Annotated in this window: 24 protein-coding genes and 1 pseudogene; all 25 read right to left on the bottom strand. The window is 60.8% G+C overall.

Annotation, left to right across the window (positions count from 1 at the left end; translation table 11 throughout):
- Positions 1–124: 124 nt before the first annotated feature.
- Positions 125–373, bottom strand: a pseudogene (locus LJ655_RS21960) (sugar ABC transporter permease); the annotation flags it as partial.
- 70 nt (positions 374–443) lie between these two features.
- Positions 444–1,775: an ABC transporter substrate-binding protein gene (locus LJ655_RS21965; protein WP_230563331.1), complete on the bottom strand. Its 1,332-nt coding sequence runs from the start codon at positions 1,773–1,775 to the stop codon at positions 444–446.
- Positions 1,776–1,889: 114 nt separating this feature from the next.
- Positions 1,890–2,909: a LacI family DNA-binding transcriptional regulator gene (locus LJ655_RS21970; RefSeq protein ID WP_230563332.1), complete on the bottom strand. Its 1,020-nt coding sequence runs from the start codon at positions 2,907–2,909 to the stop codon at positions 1,890–1,892.
- A gap of 260 nt (positions 2,910–3,169) precedes the next feature.
- Positions 3,170–3,826 (bottom strand): nucleotidyltransferase domain-containing protein, encoded by a 657-nt coding sequence (locus LJ655_RS21975; RefSeq protein WP_230563333.1) that lies wholly within the window; start codon positions 3,824–3,826, stop codon positions 3,170–3,172.
- A 51-nt stretch (positions 3,827–3,877) separates the two neighbouring features.
- Complete coding sequence (locus tag LJ655_RS21980; RefSeq protein WP_230563334.1) at positions 3,878–4,402, bottom strand: GNAT family N-acetyltransferase; 525 nt, start codon at positions 4,400–4,402, stop codon at positions 3,878–3,880.
- Positions 4,403–4,514: 112 nt separating this feature from the next.
- A complete protein-coding gene (locus tag LJ655_RS21985) occupies positions 4,515–4,916 on the bottom strand; it encodes a VOC family protein (RefSeq protein ID WP_425605828.1) in 402 nt (133 codons plus the stop codon).
- A gap of 2 nt (positions 4,917–4,918) precedes the next feature.
- Entirely contained in the window at positions 4,919–5,227 is a 309-nt protein-coding gene (locus LJ655_RS21990; RefSeq protein ID WP_230563335.1) for a GNAT family N-acetyltransferase, read from the bottom strand.
- A gap of 267 nt (positions 5,228–5,494) precedes the next feature.
- Complete coding sequence (locus LJ655_RS21995) at positions 5,495–6,307, bottom strand: GNAT family N-acetyltransferase (protein ID WP_230563336.1); 813 nt, start codon at positions 6,305–6,307, stop codon at positions 5,495–5,497.
- Entirely contained in the window at positions 6,291–6,533 is a 243-nt protein-coding gene (locus tag LJ655_RS22000; RefSeq protein ID WP_230563337.1) for a hypothetical protein, read from the bottom strand. The genes LJ655_RS21995 and LJ655_RS22000 overlap by 17 nt, the downstream gene beginning before the upstream one ends.
- Before the next feature lie 106 nt (positions 6,534–6,639).
- Complete coding sequence (locus tag LJ655_RS22005) at positions 6,640–7,149, bottom strand: GNAT family N-acetyltransferase (protein ID WP_230563338.1); 510 nt, start codon at positions 7,147–7,149, stop codon at positions 6,640–6,642.
- A 182-nt stretch (positions 7,150–7,331) separates the two neighbouring features.
- A complete protein-coding gene (locus LJ655_RS22010; RefSeq protein ID WP_230563339.1) occupies positions 7,332–7,820 on the bottom strand; it encodes a cupin domain-containing protein in 489 nt (162 codons plus the stop codon).
- Positions 7,821–8,111: 291 nt separating this feature from the next.
- The gene (locus LJ655_RS22015) at positions 8,112–8,567 is read right to left on the bottom strand and encodes a GNAT family N-acetyltransferase (RefSeq protein WP_230563340.1); all 456 of its coding nucleotides are present in this window, start codon (positions 8,565–8,567) and stop codon (positions 8,112–8,114) included.
- A 486-nt stretch (positions 8,568–9,053) separates the two neighbouring features.
- Positions 9,054–9,530, bottom strand: coding sequence for a GNAT family N-acetyltransferase (locus tag LJ655_RS22020; RefSeq protein ID WP_230563472.1), 477 nt, complete (start codon positions 9,528–9,530; stop codon positions 9,054–9,056).
- Positions 9,531–9,581: 51 nt separating this feature from the next.
- Positions 9,582–12,743: a multidrug efflux RND transporter permease subunit gene (locus tag LJ655_RS22025; RefSeq protein ID WP_230563341.1), complete on the bottom strand. Its 3,162-nt coding sequence runs from the start codon at positions 12,741–12,743 to the stop codon at positions 9,582–9,584.
- A gap of 45 nt (positions 12,744–12,788) precedes the next feature.
- Positions 12,789–14,432, bottom strand: coding sequence for an ABC transporter ATP-binding protein (locus tag LJ655_RS22030; protein ID WP_230563342.1), 1,644 nt, complete (start codon positions 14,430–14,432; stop codon positions 12,789–12,791).
- Positions 14,429–15,538, bottom strand: a complete 1,110-nt coding sequence (locus LJ655_RS22035; RefSeq protein ID WP_230563343.1) for an ABC transporter permease — start codon at positions 15,536–15,538, stop codon at positions 14,429–14,431. The genes LJ655_RS22030 and LJ655_RS22035 overlap by 4 nt, the downstream gene beginning before the upstream one ends.
- Positions 15,492–16,544, bottom strand: a complete 1,053-nt coding sequence (locus LJ655_RS22040) for a microcin C ABC transporter permease YejB (RefSeq protein WP_230563344.1) — start codon at positions 16,542–16,544, stop codon at positions 15,492–15,494. The genes LJ655_RS22035 and LJ655_RS22040 overlap by 47 nt, the downstream gene beginning before the upstream one ends.
- 8 nt (positions 16,545–16,552) lie before the next feature.
- Positions 16,553–18,451 carry an extracellular solute-binding protein gene (locus LJ655_RS22045; protein ID WP_425605829.1) on the bottom strand — a complete coding sequence of 633 codons (1,899 nt, stop codon included), beginning with the start codon at positions 18,449–18,451 and terminating at the stop codon, positions 16,553–16,555.
- A gap of 89 nt (positions 18,452–18,540) precedes the next feature.
- A complete protein-coding gene (locus tag LJ655_RS22050) occupies positions 18,541–19,737 on the bottom strand; it encodes a tetratricopeptide repeat protein (protein WP_230563345.1) in 1,197 nt (398 codons plus the stop codon).
- A 10-nt stretch (positions 19,738–19,747) separates the two neighbouring features.
- A complete protein-coding gene (locus tag LJ655_RS22055; protein WP_230563346.1) occupies positions 19,748–20,179 on the bottom strand; it encodes an ExbD/TolR family protein in 432 nt (143 codons plus the stop codon).
- A 9-nt stretch (positions 20,180–20,188) separates the two neighbouring features.
- Positions 20,189–20,614 carry an ExbD/TolR family protein gene (locus LJ655_RS22060; RefSeq protein WP_230563347.1) on the bottom strand — a complete coding sequence of 142 codons (426 nt, stop codon included), beginning with the start codon at positions 20,612–20,614 and terminating at the stop codon, positions 20,189–20,191.
- A gap of 31 nt (positions 20,615–20,645) precedes the next feature.
- Complete coding sequence (locus LJ655_RS22065; RefSeq protein WP_230563348.1) at positions 20,646–21,554, bottom strand: MotA/TolQ/ExbB proton channel family protein; 909 nt, start codon at positions 21,552–21,554, stop codon at positions 20,646–20,648.
- Positions 21,555–21,663: 109 nt separating this feature from the next.
- Positions 21,664–22,383 (bottom strand): energy transducer TonB, encoded by a 720-nt coding sequence (locus LJ655_RS22070; protein ID WP_230563349.1) that lies wholly within the window; start codon positions 22,381–22,383, stop codon positions 21,664–21,666.
- Between the two features lie 161 nt (positions 22,384–22,544).
- The gene (locus LJ655_RS22075) at positions 22,545–25,301 is read right to left on the bottom strand and encodes a TonB-dependent receptor plug domain-containing protein (RefSeq protein WP_230563350.1); all 2,757 of its coding nucleotides are present in this window, start codon (positions 25,299–25,301) and stop codon (positions 22,545–22,547) included.
- Positions 25,302–25,641: 340 nt separating this feature from the next.
- Positions 25,642–26,214 (bottom strand): helix-turn-helix domain-containing protein, encoded by a 573-nt coding sequence (locus LJ655_RS22080; RefSeq protein ID WP_230563351.1) that lies wholly within the window; start codon positions 26,212–26,214, stop codon positions 25,642–25,644.
- Positions 26,215–26,955 lie beyond the last annotated feature (741 nt).

Here is a 26,955-nt window from a genome sequence, read left to right on the forward strand (position 1 = left end):
CGCGGATACTCGGCGACGCCGACGCGATGAAGGCTGGCGCCGCTACGCAGCGCCAGCCTTCATCGCAAAACAACGGGACCGTGACAACTACCCGGGAGTAACATCATTCCGTGAGGCAACACGGGATGTCCGTGTAATTGTCGATGCCGACAAAGCGCGCCGGTACGCTCGGCATGTTCGACTTGAAGTTCGTGAACGATAGCCGCAATGCCCAGATCAACGGAAAGATGTTGATCGCAAGCAACAGCAGGATGGTTGGAAGGATGAACAGCCACGCGATTGCCCGGTCTGACAGCCCGTGCAGGCGCGCCGCCGCGCGCGCCTGCGATTTCGCCCGCAACCCTTCCGGAGGAAACGGCTTGTTTGCCAACATGCCCGACTCCTTTACACGGACCGGCGAGGTCAATCAGCCTGCCGCTCCGCGCGTTGACGTCCCTGGAGCTTCAGTTCTTCCCTTCTGTCTTGAAGACCTTGTTCCAGTCCTTGACCAGCAGATCAAGCGCTTCTTTCGCCGAGCCTTTATCGGCTACCACATAGTCGTGCACACGTTTTTGCATGTCGAGCAGCAACTCGGCATAAGCTGGCTCTGCCCAGAAGTCCTTCACGATCGCCATCGACTTCAGGAAGGCGGGCGCGAACGGTGCACTCTTCGGAAAATCCGGTGCATCGACGACCGACTTCGCCGCCGAATAGCCGCCGACTTGCCACCACTTCTTCTGCACATCGGGTTGCGAGAACCACTTGATGTATTCGAGCGCGTCCGCTTTGTGTTCCGAATACGAGACGACCGAGATACCCTGACCGCCGAGTTGCGTGAACTGCGCGGTTTCCTTTGGATTGACGAAGAAGCCGATCTTGTCGCCACCGACATTCGGATCTTTGTATAGTCCAGGGAAAAACGCGAACCAGTTCATCTGCATCGCGACCTGCCCGGACTTGAACGCATCGAGTCCTTCCTGCATGTACGCGTTCGTCATGCCCGGTGCGGTGCAGCACTTGTAGAGCGCCTTATAGAATTCAAGCCCCTTGACTGCACCGGGCGAATTCACAAAGCCATCGAGGTGATACGGCTTCTTTGGATCTTCATACTCGAATCCGTAGTTGTAGAGCATGTTCGTCACGCCCATCGTGATGCCTTCCGAGCCGCGCTCAGTGAAGATATATACGCCGTACACGGTCTTCCCATCGATCTTTCGGCCCTGGAAGAATTCGGCAGTTTGCTTGAGTTCGTCCATCGTGGTCGGCGGTTCAAGTTCGCGTTTGTATTTCTGCTTGAACTCGGCGCGCAGTTCCGGTCTCGCGAACCAGTCTTTCCGATACGTCCAGCCCACCGCGTCCGCCATGGCTGGCAACGCCCAGTAGTTCGGCGTGTTCTTGGGCCATTCGGCATAGCCGACGACCGTGGCCGGCACGAAGTCGTCCATCGATATCTTGTTCTTCGCGAAGAAATCATTGAGCTTGACGTAGTGCCCGTTGACAGCCGCACCACCGATCCACTGGCTATCGCCGATGATGAGGTCGCACAGCTTGCCGTGCGAATTGAGCTCATTCAGGAAGCGGTCCGCGTAGCTCGTCCACGGCACAAACTCGAACTTCATTGCGATGCCGGTTTTGGCTGTGAAGTCTTTAGATAACTCGACGAGTGCATTGGCGGGATCCCACGCGGCCCAACACAGCGTCAACTGCCTGGCTTGCGCGTGCGCTGCCGATCCGAAGCAAAGCCCCATCGACGCTAGAACCGCCGCAATTACCCTTGCTAACTTAAGACGTAACATTTGTCTTCTCCTTGTCTCTCTCGGGTCTTCAACCTGATGACAGACAGCGTCCATGCGCCGGGCGCTGTATTCGGGCTCTGGCGGATTCAGACTACGGTCCGCGTGTCGCGAGCGTCAGGCATGCGCATTCTCACGAAGATAAATTCGGGTTTCGAGTGTCGGGATCGTTAGCACGCCGCGTACGTCGTTGAGGAAATTGATGGCTGCGAGCCCCGCCCAATGGACGATCCCACGCACGTCCTGATCGAGGATCACATCGATCGCGCGCTGGGACAATTGCAGGCGCGTGTCGACTGTGCATTCGTGGCCGATCAGAACGAGGCGCGCCTTGTCGCCCGATTCCTGCAACGCGGAAGCAATGCCAGAAATGCCGCCGCCCGTCACATACACGCCGACCAGATCCGGGTGTCCGGCAATCAGCCCTTGAACGGCGAGGCCAGCGCTATCGTCGTCTTCGGCGAAATCAGGTTCGGTGACCCAGCGCAGATTGCGAAAATCTTCTTCGAGAACCTGGGAGAAACCAGTGCGACGGTCGAGCTGATCGTGCAGCCGCGACGACGCGGACAACACTGCAACGGTGCCGATGCGTGATCCGACGAAGCGCCCCATCAACAGGCCGGCAGTTCGTCCGGCGATGCGGTTGTCGACGCCGACGTATGCGGCGCGAACACTCGACGGCAAGTCAGAAAACACCGTGACGACGGGCATGTTTGCATCGGTCATGTCCTGAATCATCCGCTCGACCCACGGGTAATCGAGCGGCACGAGTACCACCGCATCGTAGTCAATCAGTTGCTGGGCGAATGACGCGGCATCTCGCTGGTTCGACAGGTCGCAACGATAAAACGACGGGACGATACGGTGCTCCCGAAAGAAACTGGCCGACAGCGCGATATCGCGCTCGACCTGATCGAGAAAGCGGGAATTGATTTGCGGCAAAACGAACGCCACCCGGAACGAGGTGGCTTTCGCGGGCCGGCCGCGGGTTGCGCGCTCGTCACGCAGCGTCGCAAGCGCGAGATGGACGCGTTCGGCTGTTTCGGGGCGAACCCCCTGGTCGTCGCGTAGCACACGGTCTACCGTGGCGACGCTGACGCCAGCGCGACGCGCAATCATCATACGTGTAGCCGGCATGGGTCTCCTCCGGTGCCGAGCCAAGAGTCATTTTGTTAACTCAAGATAGTTTTCCGCCCGCAGAATGCAAGCTTTTTTATTTCCTTAAATGCGTCATTCTTGACGAAGGTGTTGCATCGAGTCCTGTATGCACTTAATGTCGCTGCGACCTCGGCAGCCCGGATAGCCGGACGTCAATTCGACTGGAGTGTCTGTTGAAAAACGGCCGGCGCGCCGCGCAATATCTGCTTGATTTGCTCGATGGGAAAAAGAACCAGGAGTCAGGCATCGTGCAGCCGGTGTTGATGGTCAGGGAATCGACGGCACCCGAATGTCACCGCGACCGCTTCCTGAATCGCCTCGAGTGACGCGCATGGGCTGAGGGCGCGCTTGAACACCTCGCTATGGGACGTGTCGATGTTTGCCAGGGTGCGAAGTGCTTGCTTTGGACCCAGATACCACAGGCCGCGCACCTCAAAGTAGTCTTCAAGTAGTGAGAACAGCAACCAGTGGCGCCGGTAATCACCTTCTGCATCACCCTTACCCGCACGCCTGAGCATCTTCTCAGACCAAGCCTTTCGAAACGCGATCTCTGTGGTCGAAATCGTCGCTGGCCCAGCGTCATACTGTGACCGGACACGCGCGAGCACCTGATCGCCGAAAGTACCTTGCTGGAATAGAACCCGGCCGCCATGAATCCGAATCCAGCCAGGTTCGGCCTGGTCGTCGGTGGCGTGAACGAACAGATCCAGAAACACACCGTTCCATGGTGCTGCGATGCGTAGTTGGCCTCCAGCGTGACGGAACGCAATCACGTCCACGTCACTGGTCGCATCGCAGTCCCCGCGTGCGCGCGAACCGTATAGGATCGCCGTATGGCAATGGTAGGTGCTCTGCAGTTCGGCACATAGGGCTTCATATATTTGGCTATCGCACATAACACCTTTGCGTGATGATTTCCATTGAACATATTGACGGGACAGAAGCCGCTAAGCATGCCGTGCCTGACGCGGCATGTCGGACAGTAACGCCCATCGTTCATGGTCTCGCCATTCGCCATCGATGCGAAGATAACGTGGTGAAAAGCCTTCCTGTTGAAAACCCAGCCGGCGAACGAGCGCAATTGATGCAATATTCGCTGGCTGAATATTAGCTTCGAGCCGATGCAATCCAAGATCGTCGAATGCGTAGCCGATAGCCGCGCGTAGCACCTCAGTCATCAACCCAGTGCGGCGAGAGTTCGACATTCCGTAGTACCCGAGATAAGCGCTCTGAAAAGCACCTGCGACTATCTCATTGAGATTGACGACGCCGACCACTTTGTTCGATGCCATTTCGCGGGCGACAAGACCAACGTTCGCTCCAGTGAGGCAGCGCGCGAACCAGTTATCGAAACCTGACTGATCGGTAAAGGAAGTGACCCAAGGTAAGTGATATTCCTGACTCGCGCGGTTGGCCGCGATCAAATCGGCGGCGTCAGCACGGACCACACGGCTTAGTCGAATGACACTCATGATTCTCCATCGAGATGTAATGGGTCGCTCCGCCTGGCTTCCAAAATGCGGAAGATATCCGGTTCTTGCGCAGTAAACCGATCAAGCGCGAGCCGGAATGCACGACGCAGCGTCAGGAGGACCATGCAGAGTTTTGCAGAACGATTCGGTAGCCGTCGGAATCCTCGAATGTTCGACCTGACACGTCCCAATAAGGATTGAACGATTTCACGCTAACGAATCCGTTCTCGACCAGGCGGTCACACGTCGATTGCCACTCGGCTCGGTCTGGAACGTAAAACACTAGCAAATCCTCACGCGTCGGGGTTGGCGCCACCGGGTGTCTCCGGCACTCGGTGAACTCGAAGTGATAGTCCATGCCGGGACTTCCAAGCATCACTCCGTCGAACCCCTGATGATCCTGAAACTTTGCCAAGACGGTTAGGTTAAGCGCTGCGCAATACATGCGCTCAGTGCGGGCAAGATTGCTAACGGGCCGGGCGATCCTGAGATGTGTCTGCATGTTGGAAATCATTTTCAACGACGTTGGAAACCGCTCCGCAACAATGCGAACTGCAGCAGGTCATGATAGGCGCCACACCAGTAACCGGCTTGCCGTTGATATCCCTCGCGGAGAAAACCCAATGTCTCAAGCGTACGAATCGACGGATGGTTTTGAGGGTGCACCCGAGCCTCGATGCGGTTTATCTGCATCGCGTCGAAACCGTAGTCGATCGCCGCGCAAAGTGCTTCTTGCATATATCCTTTACCGCGCGCAAGCGGCGCCAATTCATAGCCGACGACGCAGCTTCGCCAGTTGCGGTTCCATCCGTCATGGCGCGTCACTGGAGGAAACCTCCCGCAATAGCAGGCGCGAAGTTGTCAGTATCGGAAATGGGTCCATTTGAATTCGTCTGGCAAGCAGGATGCGAATGATCGCATACCATAAATCGGCGGTTGCGGCGCGTTTGCCCATTTCTCAGATACTCGTTGGGCAACACTGCTGACGCGACCTGCGAGGAAATCCCCCGATTGAACGATCTAGCAACTGCTATCGAGTAACCGAAACTAGCCGGACCAGATGTACTTTACCGTCATGCTGCTACGTGCGGCTCAGCACGCCGCTCCATCGCGCCGCACTTGATACAAACTTCCGACACGCCCCTGCTGCTGAAAACCCATTGCCTCGTATATCGCTCCGGCATGATAGGTTTCGTCAGCAACAACGACGAGCCGGTCTGATTGCGCGGCGGTCAACTTGATTACCTCGCTCATCAAGGACTTGCAAACATTTCGATTTCGATGCAATTTTCCAGTGATAACTGATTGGAAACGCCCGACACCGTTGAGGAAGAATAAACCAAGACTTCCCACCTGTTCGTCATTGATAAAGGCTCCCCACCAGTTGCCTAGACCGCGGTGGATTAGTCTCCGGTAAGCCATCTGTTGATGTGCGATGTAACGTTGTGAGGTGACGTCCGCGGGACAGGACATTTCGGCAAGCTGCATTCGAGACCAATCGTCCCAATCCTGGTGCACGGCAAACGGCCGCACCTTGACTAATGAGTTTTTCGCGACTGGACGCACGTCATCCGAATGGGCCGCCAACACCCGACAAACAATCGCGTTGTAACCTTGCTCGACGAATGCGTCGAGGCTTCCAACGCTGTCGGCGCTTTCCGGCCAAGCGAAAGTCCGATGTGTGATCAGCGGCGGCGTGCCGATGAGTTGGGCAAAGTCATGCTCCAGCCGTTTCAGATCAATTCCCGCGGGGCGCCGATGCAGGACGAGCATGTTCCCGAAGAAGTATTCGGGCGCGTCCGGTGTGCGGACGACAATATAGTCGTCGCGCGACTCAACCAGTCCGGTTTCTGCGTGCAGCAACAAATCCGTAGCGAGGCCCAAGTTATCAGAAAAATGGTGCATTCTTCGTATCGTTAGTAACGAGAGTAAGCAGTTTTTTTTGGAATTTTCTGCGTATTGATTTTTTTCTCAAGACCGCGCGCGGCGTACTGGACACCTCGCTAACCTCCAAGGTCTTTTCCAGCATTGCCCGGTGCTCGTCTTCCTCGTAGCGATCGCCAGCCTGCTCTGTGTGGTCGCGGAACGTCAGCGCGTCAAGCGCGAGGAGTTCATCGATAGACGGCAACATATCAGGAGATCAAGACTATCAAGAGACGTTTTTCAAGCCTACTTGAGTCAATATTGTTGCCAATTAAAGTCGCCTCATTGGCCGCCTCTCGTGACCGAGCGTAGCCTCACGCGATGGGCATGTCTCCGGCGAGCGGGAGTTGCTTTCCCATCTCGAACGCACGAAGCTCGTAACCAAGTTCCTGGTACAAATCGACCGCCTGTTCATTAAACGCCCAAACGGTCAGTCGCATGTCGTTGGCACCGTTTTTTCGCGCCCACTCTTCTGCGAGTTTGATCAGTGTGCTCCCGACGCCGCGTCCCCGCAGTCGTTCCAAAACAGCGATTGAGCCAATACGACCGACCATCGAGGGTTGCAACAATGGACTAATCGGCTGGATCACCTGAACGGTGATAAAGCCGACTGCTGTGCCGTCATGCTCGGCGAGAAACATCGCTCGATCTTCTCCCTGGAGACTGGAGAGCCAGTGCGGTTTGTCTCGAGCGAATTCCGCGGTGGCGTTAGCGTAGATATCTGGGCGTGCCCGGTGGTGGACCGCGTTCAAGATTTGCCCCAGTTCGCAGACAATCAAAATGTCGTCGATACTTGCGCGTCGATAGCTGAGCTGCTCGGTCATCGTCGCCTCTTCGTAGTGGAAAAAAAGGCGCCGTGGGCGCCTTGGTCGTTTGCACGTGGCTCATTGGCACAGAAACAACTGCCTCAAACCATCGACTGGCGTTAATCTACGCACCGCTGCCGACCGGCCGTTCATGGCCGATCCCGAAGTCCATCGGTCAGCCGTCCACCTCTGCAAACTCATCATCCGACACGAGCTTTACCATCGTGCGGTCCAATCGGCCGCGCTGGCCAATCCACCCATCGATCCTCGCGCGTCAATTCGTACGTTTCGTTTTTCGGGTAGCGAATGCGATTTTCAGATTTCGGTGTCTCGCCGATCACTATCAGTCGCACTTCCTGACTCGTGTTGTTCAGGAAGCTGTGGCAAATGCCAGTCCCCGCAGGAAATGCGACAGCGTCGCCCGGCTTCAGCCTATGCAGGTTGCCGTCGATCCATGCATCCGGCGTCCCCTCAAGCACGTACACGAACTCTTCCTCTGCACTTTCTGCGTGAGGGTATGAGGTCCGGCGCCCAGGCAAAAGTCGGACGTGATGAATTCCGATGCGATTGAGCCCAAGCTTTCGAGCCAACGGAGCACCGATACCGATGAGTTCCGTGTCACCTGGGTAGTGTTTGTCGTCCGGATCCTCAAGCTCGGTCCAGTGCTTGATAAAGCTAGGTCGTTGCATTGCAGGCTCTCCTCAAAAAGACAGTCTTCAGTATAGCGAGACTCGCGAATGTCGACTGAACGTATCAACCGATGAAAGCCGTGATCTCGCTTGCACCGATGAATGGTCTGCATCGACCGGCGTTTATAGGTCCGTTGTTCCGAGCGGAAAGATCGCTCGAAAGACCGTGTAAAAGCTATTGCGAATTGCTGAAAATGGCCGAACTCGACAACACATGCAGAATCACTTTGATGCTCGAACTTTGGACGCCGACATCAGCGACCGATCGCGCCATACGGCTGCTATTGCGACCTAGCTTTCTGCTTTAGATTCGCATGGCTGACGAACATAGTAAATGTCCCATTCCGCCTCATCGGTCTGTATAAATCCATTCCGCTGGTAGAAGCGGTTTGAATCGCTCCCGCGCAAAGCACCTACGCGGATTGGCATGCGGCACATGTCGGCGCTCGCGAAGATATCCCGCAAGACGGCTGCGCCGATTCCTTTTCTTTGGTGCTCCGGCAGAATATACAGGTGGTCCAAGAGCCACCGGTCTACCTGTGGTCGAATCAGGATAAAGCCTGACTGCACGCCGTCTACCTTTATGAACCGACACAACGCAGGGTCGAACGACGCGATGAAGCGCTCGCGAGCACGCTGTGGGTTGAAACGACCGATTCGTTCCAAGCTCTCACGCATCGCGGCGATACGAATGGCGACCAGCGTGTCGGCATCGGACTGAGTTGTATTAGAGAAGGTGATGTTCATAGGGAACGGCTCCTGATCAAAGGGTTGCCGTGGCGCTTGTGGCTGACTGGTGCCGAATGCGACCGACCGTAGCCGCCCTCAAGGAGCCATCCAAGCGAGCAAGAGGAAGACCCAGTCACCGCGCACATGCACGTGGCACTCCCTGCCCCTCGCAACGTTGCGATCTACGTAGTCAGTCTCGATTCGGGCACCGTTGGTGATTCGAATGCGTGAGGATATTCGTGACGAAACCAATCTTTCACCTGATCGTGGTTGAGAGCATCCAGACGAGGAGGTTCATAAGTGTCCACCCGCGCTCCAACGGGACGGTTCATTTAGCATGCAGTCCAGCGCGCAAATCTTTCCACCAACCGGCTAAACCCCGAGGGAGTTGGGGATGCTGAGAGCGGGATGGAAGCTGCAAAGTCACGTAAGCAGCGATGCCGAGCAGAATGCCGTTCATCCAAAATGTTGCGGCTATTGCCCTATGCGGTCGGCAGGGGCATCCTACCCTTCCACCGCGACGCGCTTCGTCATCGGCACGCAAGCCAACTCCAGTCCACGCGAGGTACGGTACGTCGAAACCGAATCACCCGACCAACCACAACGACGATAGAACGCTGCCGCGTTTAGTGTTGCATCGAGGCGCATTGTGGCAACGCCATGATGGCCGGCCAAAGCTTCGAGAAACTGCAGCATCTTTCGCCCAATACCGCGCCCCGTGTGGGACGGTCGCACGAAGATTGCATCGACTTGCCCATTTGCCACCGTGAGCATTCCTGTACCGACGACCAGCCCCTCATCGGCGGCAACATAGAAATCACGTTCTACAACGCTCGCCCATTTGTCGGTGGGCGTGCCATCGACCCATGCCGAAAGGGCTGCCACCGGATAATGCCCAGCGCACGCAGCGTGCACCGAGGCTCTACGGATATGCCATGCGACGAATACGTCGTCGCAGGTCGCTTTTCGTATGGTCAGCATGCTGCAAATGGAAAAGAAAAATGTCTGGTCGTTGCCCATCCACCCTGTCGCTCAAAAAGGCTCCGTCTGCTTTGCCTTCAAAGTGCGCCGGTTCAACACTGGATCTCCGTCTGCGCGACGACGCCTTCGCATGGCCCGGGTGACGACATGAAACGAGACCGGCGTAAAGATCAACCCAAGCATCATCGCCGCAGTCATGCCACCGAACACTCCCGTGCCGATCGAATGCCGGCTCTCGGCGCCACCGCCCGTCGAAAATACGAGCGGCACGACGCCGACCAGAAACGCTGCCGACGTCATGACGATCGGCCGGAAGCGCATCGTGCAGGCCTCGACGATCGCATCGGACAGAGCCGCTCCGCGCGCATGCAGATCGCGCGCGAACTGCACGATCAGAATCGCATTCTTACCCGCGAGCCCGATGACGGTCACGACGCCGATCTTGAAGTAAATATCGTTCGGCAATCCGCGCACGAACATCGCCGCGACGGCGCCGATGATGCCGAGCGGCACGACGATCAGCACCGACAGCGGAATCGTCCAGCTTTCGTAAAGCGCCGCGAGCGCCATGAACACGGCGAGCAGCGACAACGCGAGCAACTGCGGCGTTTGTTGCGCCGCCTGCGTCTCGGCGAGTGACACGTCGGCCCACTCGAACCCGATCCCTGCGGGCAATTGAGCCGCGAGCCGTTCCATCTCGGCCATCGCGGCACCGGAGCTGTAGCCGCGCGCGGCGCGACCCGTCACGTCGAGCGCCGGGTACCCGTTATAACGCGTCAGGACGCTCGGTCCGCGCGCCCAGTGCAGCGACGCGAAGGCCGAGAACGGCACCATACTGCCCGTCCGGTTGCGGACCGGGAGCGCGAGCAGATCGGCGTCCGTCATCCGTGTGGCAGCATCGCCGCCGACTAGCACGCGCAGCATCCGGCCACCCGCCGGGTAGTCGGCGATGTACGACGTGCCGAACGTCGCGCCAAGTACATCGGCGATGGCATCGAACGAGACGTCCATCGCGTAGGCCTTCATGCGGTCAACCTCGACCGTTACGCGTGGCGCGTCGGGCAGCGTCTCGGAGTGCACGTCGGCCAGCTCGGGGCTTTGCTTCGCGAGTTCGATAAGACGCTCGCGCGCCGCGTCGAGCACCTCCTTGCCCACGCCGCCGCGGTCTTCGAGGTGGAACGTAAAGCCGTCGGAGTGGCCAAGTCCGGGCACCGAGGGCGGCAACTGCGCGACCACCTCCCCGTCGAGGATCCCGGCGAATTCGCCGTTCAGCCTTTCACGCAAGCTCACCGCATCGACATCGCGACGCTCCCAGTCTTTCAGTGACACGAAGGCCATGCCGACGTTCTGCCCGCTGCCCGCGAAACTCCACCCGATCACCGAGGTCACGTTCTCGACGGCTGGCTCCTTGTGCAGGATCGCTTCGACGCGGCGCAGCACCGCGAAGGTCCGCTCCTGCGAAGCCCCGGGCGGCAGCTGCACCATCACCTGAAGCTGCCCCTGATCTTCGGTCGGCAAGAACCCCCCGGGCATCGCCGCATAGAGCGCCGCCGCCGCACCGATCAGCGCGATGTGCACGGCGAAGGCCAGCTTGGAGCGCCCGAGCAATCGCGCCACCCAGACGCCGTAACGGCGCGTCGCACCATCGAAGCCGGAGGCGAACTTCGCGAGCCAGCGCGCGGTGGCACCGCCGCCGCAAGCGTGATGGTGGCTCGGCGGCTCGAGCAGATTCGCGCATAGAGCAGGCGCGAGCGAAAGCGCCATGAACGCCGAGACCAGAATCGCCGAAATCATCGCGATCGAGAACTGCCGGTAGATTCCGCCCACGCCGCCGCTGAAAAACGCCATCGGCAGGAAGACGGCAATCAGCACGGCCGTGACGCCGACGATCGCCCCGCCGATCTGCCGCATCGCCTTGCGAGTCGCTTCGCGCGGCGCCAGTCCCTCGTCGCGCATGATCCGTTCGACGTTTTCGACGACGACGATCGCGTCGTCGACGAGGATGCCGATCGCAAGCACGAGTCCGAATAGCGTGAAGACGTTGATCGAAAGACCGAAGGCGCGCATGGCGAGGAACGCGCCCAACAGCGTGACGGGAATCACGACGGTCGGCACGAGCGCGTAGCGCAGCTCGCGCAGGAACAGCCACATCACGCAGAAGACGAGGACGATTGCCTCGCAGAGCGTCAGGACGACCTCCCTGATGGCGATCTTGACGAAATGCGCGCCGTCGTAGGGAATCCGCACGTCGATGCCGGCGGGCAGCGTCTTCGACAACGCGTCGATGCGCGCGCGGATCGCGTTCGAAGTGGCGAGCGCGTTGCCGAGCGGCCCAAGCTGGATGCCAACCGTCGCGGCGGATTGCCCGTTCAGGCGCGACCAGAAGGTATAGCTGTCGCGCCCGACCTCGACGCGGGCCACGTCGCCGAGCCGCACCACGGCCCCGCCCGGCTGCGCCTTCAGCACGACCGCGGCGAACTCGGCCGGCGTGCGCAACTGCCCATGCACATTGACGGACGCGGTCAATGCCTGACCGGCCCTGGCCGGCGCGTCGCCGATCGCGCCCGCCGTGACGGTCGAATTCTGCGCACGAATCGCGGCGCTGACGTCGGCGGGCGACAGGCTGTATTCACGCAGCTTCATCGGATCGAGCCAGATACGCATCGCCTCGTCGGCGTCCCACAGTTCCGCCGAGCCAACGCCGGGCGTGCGTTTCAGTTCGCGCAGCAGATAGCGGTTCAGATAGTCGCTCAATGCCGTGGAATCGCGTGTGCCGTCGGTCGACACGAGCGTGACGAGCATGAGAAACGTATTCGTCGCCTTGAAGACGCTGATGCCCTGCTGCACGACTTGCTGCGGCAAACGCGGTTCGATCTGCTTCAGGCGGTTCTGCACGTCGACCATGGCCAAGTCGGGATCCGTGCCGGGCGTGAACAGCACATCGATTTCGAGCTCGCCGAGCCCGTCGCTCGTCGTCTCGTAGTACGAGAGCCCGGTTGCGCCGTCGAGACTCTGCTCGATCAGGCTCGCGACGTCGTTGTCGACCTGCTCGGCCGTCGCGCCGGGATAGGCCGCCGAGATGACGACGCGCGGCGGCGCAAGGCGCGGATACTGCGAGATCGGCAGCATCGGAAGCGCCAGCGCGCCGGCCAGAGCGACGGCGAACGCGACGATCCAGGCGAAAACGGGACGATCGATGAAAAACGACGGCACCTGTTCACCTCAGTCGTTGTGCCGAACGAAGCCAACGCGCCTCGCTCATGCGAGCTGCTCACGGGCATCGTTTTGCGCGACTTGCATCGACGCGGCGAGCAGCGCCTGGGTATAGGGATGCGCGGGCGTATGCAACACGTCCAGCGCGTCGCCAGCCTCTACGATCCGCCCGCCTTTCATGACCACCACGCGGTGCGCCATCGCGCGCATCACGGCCAGATCATGCGTGATGAAAAGGTAGCTGAGCCCATACTTCTGCTGCAAACGCGTCAACAGGCCAAGCACTTGCTGCTGCACCGATACGTCCAGCGCACTCGTCGGTTCATCTAGCACGATCAATTCGGGTTCCACGGCGAGCGCGCGCGCGATCGCAATCCGCTGCCGCTGACCGCCCGAGAATTCGTGCGGATAACGCGGCAGCGCGTCGGCGGCCAAACCGACCTCCTGGAGCAGCTCGACGATGCGCGCCCTGCGTTCCGGCGCATCGAGATGGGGCCGATGAACCCGCAGCCCCTCGCCGACGATCTGCTCGATCGTCATGCGCGGAGAAAGCGAGCCGAACGGATCCTGGAACACGACCTGCATGCACGCGCACAGTGCGCGCCAGGCCTTGCTCGACGATCTGTATTCGCGCAGCGACTTGCCGGCCACCTTGACGTCGCCGGCCGCGGCCCGTTGCAAGCCGAGCACCGTCGAGGCGAGCGTCGACTTGCCGGAACCGGATTCCCCTACGATCCCGAGCGTCTCGCCGCGGCGCAGCGTGAGGTCAATCTCGTGCAGCGCGCGGAACGCCGTCCTGCCGAACAACGAGCGCCAGCCTTTCGCGCTCGTTCGATAGTCGACCGCGAGCCCCTCGATCGACAGCACGTTCTGCGCATCGTCAGGCACGCTCCCGATTGCGCGACGCGGCTCGCTGTCGAGCAATCGCTTCGTATAGGGATGCTGCGGATTCGCGAACAGCGCCTCCGTCGTATTGGTTTCGACGAGCACGCCCTTCTCCATGACGGCGACGCGCTGCGCGAACCGCCGCACGAGATTCAGATCATGCGTGATCAACAGCACGGCCATGCCCCGCTCCTGCGCCTCCTGCTCCTGCAAGCCGATCAGCAGGTCGACGATCTGTTGGCGCACGGTCACGTCGAGCGCCGTGGTCGGCTCGTCGGCCAGCAGGAGCCGCGGGCGGCACGCGAGCGCCATCGCGATCATCGCGCGCTGGCGCTGGCCGCCGGAGAGCTGGTGCGGGTAGCTGTCGATGCGGCGTTCGGGCTCGGGAATGCCCGTACGCCGCAGCAGCTCGATGCCGCGCTCGCGTGCCGCATTCGGGCGCAGCCCCTCGTGCAGCCGCAGGCTCTCCGCGATCTGCTGGCCCACCGTATAGAGCGGATTGAGCGCCGTCATGGGCTCCTGGAACACCATCGCGATATCGGCGCCGCGTACGCCGCGCATCTGCTGTTCGCTCTTCGTCAGCAGGTCCTCTCCATCGAAGACGATACGGCCCATGTGCGTGGCATCGCGCACGAGGCGCAGCACCGACAGCGCCGTCACGCTCTTACCCGAGCCCGATTCGCCGACGAGCGCGACACGCTCGCCGCGGCCGATCGCGAGATTGACGTCGAACACACATTGCCTCTCGCCGAACGAGATGCACAATTCTTCGATGCTGAGCAGCGGTTTGCAGTTTTCGCTCATTGGCCACCTCCGAACGCCGAGCCGCGGTTGCGCGTATCGAGCGCGTTGCGCAGCGCGTCGCCCATGAACGTCAGGAGCAGCAGCGTGGCGACGAGCGCGGAGAACACCGATACCGAGATCCACCAGGCATCGAGATTGTTTTTACCCTCCTGCAACAGTTCGCCGAGGCTCGGCGTGGGTGGCGGAACGCCGAGCCCGAGAAAGTCGAGGCTCGTCAATGAAAGGATCGCGGCGCTCATGCGAAACGGCAGGAACGTGATGACCGGGGTCAGGCTGTTCGGCAATACGTGGCGCCAGATGATCTGCCAGTTCGAGAGCCCCATCGTGCGCGCGGCTCTCACGTAGTCGAGCGCGCGGTTGCGCAGGAATTCCGCGCGCACGTAGTCGGATAACAGCAGCCAGCCGAACATCGACAGCAGGATGAACAGCAGCCAAAGCGTCGGCTCGAAGATCGAGGCGAAGATGATGAGCAGATAGAGATCCGGCATCGACGACCAGATCTCGATCAGGCGCTGGCCGACGAGGTCGGTCCGTCCACCGTAGAAGCCCTGCAGCGCACCCGTCAACACGCCAAAGAACACGCCTGACAATGTCAGAGCGAACGCCATCAGCACCGACACACGAAAGCCGTAGAGCAGCCGCGCGAGCACGTCGCGCCCGAACTGATCGGTTCCGAGCCAGTTCGCGGCGTTCGGGGGGGCCGGGAACGGCCGCTCGGCGAAATAGTCGATCGTGTCGTAGTAGTTGTGGTTCGGCGCATAGACCGCGAAATTCCCGTTTGCTTCCAGGCGGGAGCGGATATACGGATCGAGATAGTTCGTCTTCGCGGGGAAATCACCGCCGAACTGCGTCTCCGGATACTCCTTCAGGATCGGGAAGTAGTAGTGTCCGTCGTAGCGCACGATAAGCGGCTTGTCGTTGGCGATCAGTTCGCCGGCAAGGCTCACGACAAACAGCGCCACAAATATGATCAGGCTCCAGTAGCCGAGCCTCTGGCCTTTGAAGCGCAGCCAGGTGCGTCGCCACGGCGAGACCGGCGCGGCCGGCGCCGCGGGCGCCTCAGCGGTCCACGCTGTCGAATTGGATGCGGGGGTCGACAATGACATAGCAGACGTCAGCAATGAGTTTGGTTAAAAGGCCGATCAGGGTGAAAAGAAACAGCGAGCCGAGCACCACGGGGTAGTCACGGCGAATCACCGAGTCGTAAGACAGCTGCCCCATGCCGTCGAGCGAGAACAGCGTCTCGATCAGCAGGTTGCCGTTCAGGAACGCGCCGACGAAGGCGGCGGGCAGGCCTGTCAACAGCGGAATGGCAGCGTTGCGCAGCACGTGCTTCCACAACACGTCCCGTTCGGGCGCGCCTTTGGCGCGCGCCGTCAGAACGTACTGCCGGCCGATCTCTTCGAGGAACGTGTTTTTCGTCAGTATCGTCACGATCGCGAAGTTGCCGACGACGGACGCCGTCACGGGCAGCACCATGTGCCAGACGTAATCGAGCACCTTGCCCGCGGCGGACAGATCGGCGAAGTTGTCGGATGTGAGCCCGCGCATCGGAAAGAGCTGCCAGAACGTGCCGCCGCCGAACAGCATCAGCAACAACACCCCGAGCACGAACCCCGGAATCGCGTAGCCGACGAGGACGAGCACGCTCGTCACCGCATCGAATCGCGAGCCGTTGCGCACGGCTTTGGCGATCCCGAGCGGCACGGACACCGCGTAAGTCAGCATCACGGTCCAGAGCCCGAGCGAAATGGAGACAGGCAGCTTGCTACGAATGACCTCCCACACGCTCTTGTGCTGGAAATACGACTGGCCGAGATCGAACGTCGCGTAGCTCTTCAACATCAGCAGGTAACGCGTGAGCGGCGGCTTGTCGAAGCCGAATTGCTTCTTGATCTGCTCGATCTGCTGCGGGTCGAGGCCCTGGCTGCCGTGGTAGCCGCTGCCGCCTCCGCCGTCCGCACCGTGGCGCGACTCGCCGTGACGAAGCTGGGTAACCATCTGCTCCACCGGCCCCCCCGGCACGAACTGGGTCACGATGAAAGTCAGCGTGACGACACCGACGATCGTCGGGACCATCAACAGCAGACGTCTGAGAATGTAGGCGAACATGACGCTCCTCAATGCACTGCGGCGGTTGTCTGCGCCTGCGGTTTTCGATACCAGTAACTGATGACCCAGTCCTCGTACCCATAGGTGATCGGCGTCACCTTCGGGAACCCGACGGTCGACTTGTAGCCGATCCGCGCGTGCGGCATGTAGTACTGCGGCACGAGGTAGTACTCGTTGATCAGCACGCGATCGAGCGCGCGCGTGGCCGTCTCGAGGTCGTCGAGCGTGTCGGCCGAAATGGCCGCGTGCACGAGCGTATCCACGGCCTTCGAGCGAATGCCCATGTAGTTTTCGGAACCGATCTGCGATGCGGCATCGCTCGTGAAACGGCGTATCAGCTCGGGCCCGGGAATCGTGACGGGCGGATAAATGTACGTCGTCATGTCGTACTCGAAGTTGTCGAGCCGCTTCTGATAAAGCGCACTGTCGAGTTCGCGCATATAAGCGTGGATGCCCAGCGTCTGCAGCGCCTGCGTGTAGGGGATGATGATGCGGTCCATGCCCGGCTGGTTATCGATGATCTCGACCGTCATCGGCTTGCCACTCGCATCACGCAACGCGCCGTCGCGGTAGTGCCAGCCCGCGTCGGCGAGCAGTTCGCGCGCCTGGCGCAGGTTCTGCCGTAGCGAGCCGGGCGGCAGCGTGTTCGGTAGCTTGACCATCGAGCCGAACACTTCGGGAGGCAACGATGCGCGGAACGGATCGAGCAGCTTCACCTCTTTCTCGCTGGGCATGCCGGTCGCGCCGAAAGGGCTGTCCTGCCAGAAGCTGTTCGTTCGGCGATACTGTCCGTAGAACATCATCCGGTTCATCCACTCGTAGTCGAATGCAAGCGCAAGCGCATGGCGAACGCGGCGGTCCTGGAACTGAGGGTTACGCGTGTTGATAATGAAGCCCTGCATTTGCGCGGGGCCCTCTTCAAATTCGCCCTTGTGCAGGAACCCCGACGTGAAGTTCTTGCCGACATATTTGCGCGCCCACTGCGTCGAACTGTATTCGACACGCACATCCTCGTTGCCCGCCTTGAACGATTCGAGCATCGTGTACTGGTCGACATAGAGCTTGAACGTCACGCGCTCGAAGCGGAACATCCCACGCCGCGCCGGCAGGTTCGCGGCCCAATAGTTCGGGTTCCGGCGATAGGTGATCTGCTTGTCGTTCTTACGCGATTCGATCAGATAAGCGCCGCTCGCGATAGGCGGATCGACGGAAAGCTGATCGAACGGCTGGCGCTTGCCGTCCTTTTGCATGCCCCACTTCGGCGAGAACACCGGCAGGTCACCGGCGATCAACGGATTGGCTCGCGAGTTGTCGACGAAGTCGAAGCGTACGGTCAGACGGTCGAGCACCGTCGCGCCCTTGATCTGCACGAACTGCGACGAAATCAACGGAGACGCCTGCGCGCTCTTGAGCGTATCCAACGAGTATTTGACGTCCTTCGCGGTAATCGGATCGCCGTTCGAGAAACGCGCCGCCGGATTGATGTGGAACGTGGCCGAGCAGCGGTCGGGCGCGAGCACCACATCGTCGGCGATGAGCGGATATTCGGAAGCCAGCTCGTCCCAGCTGCGTTGCATCAGGGTATCGAACATCAGGTTACGGATATCCGGCGCGGCCATTCCTCGCACGATGAACGGATTCGTCGAATCGTAGCTTTGGTCATCGTTGTAGTTTTGGAAAGTCAATTCGCCGGTAGTCGGCGCGTCGGGATTCGCGTAATCGAAATGCGTGAAATCCGCTGGGTATTTCGGTTCGCCGAATTGCGCAATCGCCGGTTTCGCGGCGGCTGGCCACGCGATGGTCGCACCGGCCGTCGCGACCATCGCGGCGATCAGGGGCGTGACCATCGGCGCAAGCGGCGCACGTGGTGCCAGCCGGCGTAACGAGCGGAACGTCAAAAGTTTCATTGTCGCTGTGCGTGTTCGCACGCCGGACGGAAGCCGGCGTGACATTGATCGGATCGGAGCAAGGCCGGGCGCGAGCCCGCCCGGCTCACCTACTTCGACGCCACGAGCGTCCACAGCCGGCCAAGGTCGGCGGAGCCGTCCGTGCCCTTGACCGCCCGGAACGCCTGAATCGCACGCGGCTTCTGCCCCGCCACGTAGTAGGCGATGCCCAGATGCAGTTGCGCCTGTTCGGGATGGTCGAGGCCGCCCTTCGCGATCGCCGACTCCATCATCGCCAGCCCCTCCTTCGCGTGACCAGCGAACACGAGGTTGAACCCTTCGTCGACGGGCGCGACGGAATTCGCGGCATCGCTGCCGGCCTGCGCGCGCTTCGCCGCGAGCGCCTGCAGGCGCTTTTCCCGCTCCGCCTGCGCATCTTTGCCGAGCACGCCCGAGGCGAAGCCCTGATCGATGATCTGTTTCGCTTCGGCCGGCGTGCCAGCGACGAGGGAAAGCTGCGTCATCTCCATGTAGTCATCCGCCGAGCCGAATGCGCCGGCGACGCGTCCCAACCGGTACACGTCGACGTCAAGTTTCGGCGAGTAGCCCGGCTGCGCGCGAATCGCCGAGAAGAGGTTGTCCCAGTACGCCTGCTTCGGATGGTAAGCAACGAGCTTCTCGAGTGCGGCGCGATAGGTCGCATCGTCCTTGCTGCGCTGCGCACATGTGCTCAATAGCTGCAGTTGCGACTCATCTGGCACGCGGTTGGCGCGCACTTGCCCGTCGATCGCCGGCTTCAACGTACCGACCACGCTCGCGCAATCGTTTGACAGGTAGTACGACTGCACGAGCAGCTCCTTCATCTGCGGATCGCCGCCTCCCGCCTTCTGGTAACGCTGCGCGGCCGCGATCGCCCGCGCATAGTCGCGCTGCTGGAAGTAGATGCCGGCCAGCGTCGCGCTCACGCGTTGTTCGTCGTCGCCCTTCAGTTGCCCGGAGCCGAGCAGCGTCTGATAGGCCTGTGCGGCCGCAGCATCCTCGCCATCCGCCATCAGCGCCGCGCCACGCATTTCCTCGACCATGTAGATCTCGTACGGCGTCTTGTTCGGCACGGCCGCGGCTTGCGCGATCCTGGCAAGCGCGTCCTTGTACTTGTGCGCCCGATAGAGATCCTGGGCCGTGCTGAGCGGCTTGCCGACGTCCGGACGCAGTGTGTCGGCCACGGCCGCCAGCGTTGCCGCGGTGAAAGCCACCCCGACGACAGCCGCCCACAAGGGTTGTTTGAACCGTCGATCGACTATTCTCATCACACCATCCTTATTGCATGTACTGCTCGTTACCGATGAGCCCAATCTTCGTGGCGCCTACGCGCTGCGCCGACGCCATGACGGCCGCCACATCCTTATAAGGCACGAGCTTGTTCGGACGCAGATGAATCTCGGCCTGCACGGGCTCGGCCGCGACGTGAGCAAGCTTTTCCTCGAGCGCCGCCCGGTCCGGCACCAGCGTGCCGTTCCAGGTCGTCGTGCCGTCGAAATCGATGTCGATCTGCACGATTTCAGGCTGCGTGAGCGGCGGCGGCGGATCGCCGACCGGCAGATTCATCTTCACCGCATGCATCTGAATCGGGATCGTGATGATCAGCATGATCAACAGCACCAGCATCACGTCGATGAGCGGCGTTGTGTTGATGTCCACCATCACGTCCGGTTCGCCGCCACCGCTGCCCGAAGGAACGTTCATTCCCATATTCGCCTCCTAGCCGCCGCGCGCGGGCGGCTCAGTGATAAATGACACCTTCGCGATGCCGGCGCGTTCACAGGTCGTGATCACGCGGCCGATGAACTCGTAACGCGTGTTCTGGTCACCGCGCACGTGTACCTCCGGCTGCGGCTGCATCATCGAGACGTCCTTGAGCCGCGACAGCAACGTCGCACTATCCACGTGCTTCTCGTTCCAGAAGAAATCGCCGTCGCGATTGACCGCGATCTCGATGCTCGTCGGTGTCGTCTGCAGCGGCTGGATCGTCTCTTTCGGCAGCTGCACCGGCACCGTATGCGTGACGACCGGAATCGTGATCAGGAAGATGATCAGCAACACCAGCATCACGTCGACGAGCGGCGTCGTATTGATGGCGGCGATAACGTCGTCGCTATCGTCGTTTTGCCCCACGCTCATGGCCATGATGGACCTCGCTCAGGCTTCAGACTGCCGGTTACTGGGCGGTCGCGGCGGAACGCACCGCGACAGGACGGGCCGAACGCTTGCTCCCGGCGAGCAGCACGGCATGGAGTTGAGCGCCGAAGGCGCGGACGCGCTCCATCACCGACTTGTTGCGGCGAACAAGGAAGTTGTAGCCGAGCACGGCCGGCACCGCGACGCCAAGACCGATGGCGGTCATGATCAGCGCTTCGCCGACGGGGCCGGCCACCTTGTCGATCGAAGCCTGGCCCGCGATGCCGATTGCGGTCAACGCGTGATAGATGCCCCAGACGGTGCCGAACAGGCCGACGAACGGGGCCGTCGAGCCGACCGTCGCGAGAAATGCGAGACCGTCTTGCAGGCGGTTCGAGACGTTAGTGATTGCACGCTCGACCGAGACGTCGATCCACGTGTTGCGATCGACGGCTTCGAGCAGCGCCTCGTCGTGATGTTGCCCTGCTTCGATGGCCGTCTCGGCGATGAAGCGGAACGGCGATGACTCGTCGAGCTGCTGCGCGCCTTCAGTGAGCGACGGCGCGCTCCACAATTGCTCATCGGCATGCTTCGCGCGGCGGTTGGCGCGGAACTGCTCGAAGAACTTCGTGACCATGATGTACCAGCTGCCCATCGACATGATGACGAGCAGAAGCAGCACGAAGCGCGCGACGAAGTCGCCGTTCTTCCACAGCGCGCCGAGACCGTAGGGGTTCTCGACGGTTTGCGTCGCCGCGGGTGCGGGTGGCGGTGCCGGCTCGTCGGCTGCGGTGGCGGACGCGGTTATCTGCGGTGCCGCTGCGGCGGGCGCGGCGGAGGCGGCTACGCTGGCCTGAGCATGCGCGAGTTGCGGCGCCACGAGGGTATTCATCGCGGCGGCGGCGATCAGGAGGCCGGTTGCAAGGGTGGCGACGGAACGCTTATTCATGTTGAGCTCCAGTTCAAACGTTGAACTTTAGAAATCGGGTTAAACCGTCGGTGCAGGCTATCGTTGCCTGCACCGCGGGCGCAGCGGGCGCGGTCTGCTATCTGTCGAGTCAATTGAGGTTGAACGAGAACGGTACCTGCACGCGTACGGCCTGGCCTTGCGCGATGCAGTTGAACCGCTTGACGGCCTTGTATGCCGCTTCGTCCAGGCTGTCGTGATCCGAAGACTTTGCGACGCGAACGTTACCGAGGTGTCCTTCCGGATCGACGGTAAATTCGATCAACACATCGCCGATATCGCCGTTCTCCTGCGCTTCCTTCGGATAGGCGATCGAGCTGCGGATCTGATCGGAATTCGGGCAGACGACACCGACTTCAGTTCGCACGGGCGCAGCAGCCTTGACGGGCGGCGCAGGCGGTGCGGGCGGAGCCGTCACGGGCGCCGACTGCACCGGCGTGGCCGTGTGCGCAATCGTCGGCTGCGGCGGCGCTTGCACCGGCACTTCGGGCGGCGGCACAAAGGGCGGCGGCGGCGGCGCGAACTTCGGCGGCGGCAGCTTCACTTCCGGCAGGGGCGGCGGCGGAGGCGGCTTGACCGGCTCGATGATCTTCGTTTCGATGGGATGTTGAATGACTTGCACGACCTTCGTCGCGAGGCCGTTGAGCAGCGCATAGACCAGCACGATGTGCAGGACGATGACGACTGCGATGCCGCCGAAGCGGCGAACCGGATTGTGCTGCTTGCGCCCAAATTCGCGCGGGCGGCCGGGCCCGGCGACCGTGCCCGGGTTCGCGGCTGACGTCGCAATGGTGCGTCCTTCTGCTTTCATACCTTCGATCCTCACAGCGTGATTCGCCGGTTCCGTGGTTGAGACGCTGATCGCGCAACGAACCGCGGATGGGGCCCTTCACAAGGGATTTCTTGCCACTGCCTCGATACGCGTGCGCCGCTCGTCCGTGCCTCGCACGTTCGAGCGGCGGCCCGTCACGATCAGAAACGATATGTCGCACCCACCTGGAAGAAGCGGCCCAGGTTCGTGTACAGCGATTGGTCGTAACCCGTGATGTCAGGAGTCGACTGCCATTCGACGTCGAACGGCGGCTTCCTGTCGAACAGGTTCTGGATACCGCCGTAAATGGTCCACTGCTTGAAACCGCGATAGGTGGCCACCAGGTTGAACTGACTGTACGAGGCGACCGACAACGTGCCGCCATCGCCGAACTCGGCCGCGACCGCGTTCGTGTAGGGGCCCGTGTACTGCCATGTGAGCGTGGTGGTCAGTTTGCGGTAATCCCAGCTCAGGCTCGTGTTGCCCTTCCAGCGCGGGTTGCTTGCACCGAACGGCTGCAGCAGCGCCAGATTGTTGCCCGCGAAGTCCTGAGTCTCGCCGCCGCCCTTCAACTTGAAGTGCCAGACGTACGTCCAGTCTCCCGCTAGCGTGAACGTGCCGTACTTCGTGCCCACGCTCTTGCGGAAATCGAGGTCGAAGCCGTCCGTATCGAGCGAGCCCAGGTTCGCGAACGGCATCTTGATGTAGCGAATGGTCCCGTCCGGGTTACGCACGACGTTGTTCGGGTCGTTCGCCTGCAATATCGCGTTCGGGTCGGGCGTGCCGATGACGCTGTCGATGTGCACCTTGTAGAAGGCCGCACTCAGATCCGTCGTGGCGTCCGGCGAAAGCGTAAAGCCGATGTTGTAGTTCTTCGTGTGCTCAGGCTGCAGGTCCGGATTGCCGGTCGTCTGCTCCGTCGTGAAGTGCTTCGTGGGCACGCCGCTCGGATCGTTCGGGTCCACGAGATTCTGGTGGCCCAGATAGACCGATTGCGAGTTCTCGACCGCCGTCGGCGCGCGGAAGCCGCGGCTGTACGATGCGAACGTCGTCAGCATGCGAACCGGCTGGAAGCGCAGCGCGAAGCCCGGTGAGAAGGCGCCGCCGAAATCGCTGTAGTGGTCGTAACGGCCCGACTGCGTGAACGTCAGGTTGCGGATGATTGGAATGTCCACCTGGTAGAAGGCGGCCGCGACGTTACGCGAGCCGTTCACGCTCTGCACGTTCGCAGGTGCCGTGATGCCTTGCGTCGCATAGGTCTGCGAGTTGATGACCGTCGACTCGTGACGGAACTCCGAGCCGACACCGAGGCCCACGCCGCCGGCCGGCAGTGTGAACAGGTTGGTCGTCGAAGCCTTCGCGAGCACCTGGTCGAGCTTCGAGATCGACAGCTGGTTGTCATCCTGGAACACGCCGTTCAGGCCGTTCGGCGTGGAGCTCGGATTCGAGAAGTTGTAGGTGCCGTTCGCGAGCATGTTCTCGAGGCCGGCCACATTGAGCTGGTTGGAGAAGGTGCTTGCGACGGTGCTTTGCGAATGGGCGTACTCTGCCGACCAATCCCAGTTGCCGAACTTCGCGGTATCGAACGAACCCTTGACGCCCGTGTTCGCCATCAGGAACGTCGAGGTTGTATCGGTGACTCGTGTGTTGTCCGGGAACGTCAGGTTGATCAGCGTCGGAACGCCGTACGGGTTGAACGGGTTCGAAGCCGAGACGGTGCGCGGGACCGGCGAGACCGTGCCCGTCGTCGGGTCGAACACGTTCGTCGTGCTGCTGAGCGACGCCGGACCGTTCAACTGCACGGTCTCATTGCGGCTCGCCCAGAAACCCGCATAGGCTTCGGTGGTGTCGTCAATCTTGAATGTGCCGCGCACCTTGGCGTTCAGGCGTGTCGTTGCAGGGATCAGCGACGTGCTGTTCGCCACGTTGTACGTACACGACTGGCCGCCGGTCGCCGCCGCGTTGCTGCCCGGCGGACAGGGATTGAGCGCCTGATGGGTGCCGTCCGCCAGTTGCCAGTACGACTGCTGGTTCGGACCGAGCGGCGCCGCATTGCCGCCCGGGAACTGCGTGAAGTCCTGGTTTTTTGTCATGTCGCGGTCGGCGAGCGTCGAGCCGCTGTCGCGGTAGTAGCTGGCGGCGGCCGTGATGTTCCAGCGGTCGGACGTCAGGTTGCCTAGACCGCCCAGGATGCTGAAGGTGCCCTCAGCATTGCCGGGATGCTGTGCCTTGCCGAGCTGGGCGTCGAGCTGCAAGCCCTCGACGTTTTTCTTCGTGATGATGTTCACGACCCCCGCGATCGCGTCGGAACCGTACACGGACACGGCGCCCGTCTTCACGATTTCGATGCGCTCCACGATGTTCATCGGGATCGTGTTGATGTCGAAGAACGTATCGGTGAAGTTGACGGCCTGCGCATAGTTGGCCACGCGCTGCCCGTCGACGAGCACAAGCGTGTACTTTTCGCTGAGGCCGCGCAGCGCAAGGCCCGCGCCGCCCGGGGCGGAGCTCGAAGCCGTCGATTGCGACCAGCTGCTTGCCGAATTGACCGGAAGGCCGCGCAGGAAGTCGGCCACCGTCGTGTAGCCGCTTTGCTGGATTTCCTTCGCCGTGATGACCTGAACTTCGGTGCGGCCTTGTCTGTCCGCGCTGCGGATCAGCGAACCCGTCACCTCGAACTTCTGCAGCTGCTTCACAGAGCTGGTGTTGGTCGAGGCACCCGACGCTGCGACCGGTGCGGCAACCGCCGCGTTCGCGTCTTTCCCTTCCTTCTGGGCGGGAGCCGTGTCAGTTTTCGTCGCTGCCGCGGTTGCCGTGGGCTGAACCTGCGCAAACGCCGTGGTCCCAAGCGCAGCGGTCAGCGCAATCTCTGCCCACACTATTTTCCTTATGGCGGATTCCAAAGCCGTGAGTTTCATTTTTTCCTTCGTGTGTCATTAACCCAAGTCCACATGCCAGAGAACACCTTTGGCACTTTCTCCGTGCGGCACCCATGCGAGACCGCCCCTTACCCCATCACCCCCGCATACCAACGACTATGCGCACAACCAAAGTCACTTCTTTCTATTTCGGTGAATATCAAATAGGAAACTCAAATGTACTTATTGTGGTGAATTGAAAACTCAGGCAAAACGAATCCCCAACCATCGTTCTCACGGAATCGATGGATCATTCTGCATTCAACACAGATTCATACACTTAGGACTGAAAAGCGTATAAAACCGAGTTTCGCCGCGAACGCGGCGAAACTACCTATACTTAAAACAATCTCGGCGTACCGACCCAGACAATTACGGTTTCTTCGTTAGTCGCATTCGCCCAGCCGTGCGGGACCGTCGACTCGAAGTGCGCGCTGTCACCTGGGTCAAGCACAAACGTATTGCCCTCCAGGCTTAGCGATATCTGACCGCGCAGCACATAGAGAAACTCCTCTCCAGCGTGTGTCGTCACTTCCGACGGCGGCTGACCAGCAGGCATTCTGACGAGAATCGCGTCCAACTGCCTGCCGACCGCCGCGTTTGTGAGGCGAGCAAACTGATTCGCCGAGTCGGCAAAGCTGAAGTACTGCCTTTCATCTGTACGCCGCACGGATTTCGCTTCGGTCGGCGTTTCAACGAAGTACTGCATCGTTACTCCAAGCGCTTGCGCAATGCCGGCCAATGACGAAATGGACGGCGTTGCCAGCCCTCGCTCGACCTGAGAAAGGAACGGCTTGGAGATTCCGGCCGCTGTTGCAGTTTCATCCAAAGTACACTGGAGTCGCTTGCGCAGCGATCTAATCTTGCTGCCCAGAACAAGTGGGGCAGCTCTTTTCCTGTCGTTACGTTTCATAGTTGTGACGGAAGATAGCAGTACAAAAATAGGCGTCAAATTTTGTTTGATGGCAGCAAACTATTTTTTGATCGCGCCGTTTTACGTCGATGCGCCACACTGGTGCTTGCACGCTGGTCTCCATTGCGTGCTCGCTCAGCCTATGAGAGGCAATGCATTATTGCGCCTCGGCCGGTGAAGATTGCGTTGTATATCAAACGACTAGCGTCAGCGACCGGCGGTCGGTGGGAATACGTTAGCCGCGCAAACTTGAACCACTGACTTTCGGCAATTCCCCGGCCCGCTTAAACGACGGTCTCCACAATGCCCGCAATTCTTCGTATTGGGGCATTCAGCACCAAAATATCAAAGAGCTTTTGCTTTGCGGACAACGTCGTATTAGATCACACACTCTAATTCCGCCTTTCTTTTTGATTCTGTCGCCGCGAGGCGATTCAGGCGGACGATAGCAACAGGATGAAGGCCGGGTATCCCGCTGCGTCAAATGACTGCCTCGTTGCTCGACAATTCGCTGCGGCTCGGGCGCGGGCGTCGCGCTGTCCCTGGCCGCCGACTTCGTGATGTCGACCGGGAGCAGCTATACCCTGGCGGCCCATCGGTTGCACGCTGCGTGCAGAGCACCGGCTTCGCCAACGGCGCGTCGGCCATGCTGTCGCGCAACATCGCGAATTTCGACTGATTTCAGGCTGATTCGCGCTGGCGGTTTCAGGAGGATCGATGGCGGGCCGGTGCGGGTCCTTG

Origin of the sequence: Paraburkholderia translucens (assembly GCF_020881035.1) — a bacterium.
Lineage (GTDB): Bacteria > Pseudomonadota > Gammaproteobacteria > Burkholderiales > Burkholderiaceae > Paraburkholderia > Paraburkholderia translucens.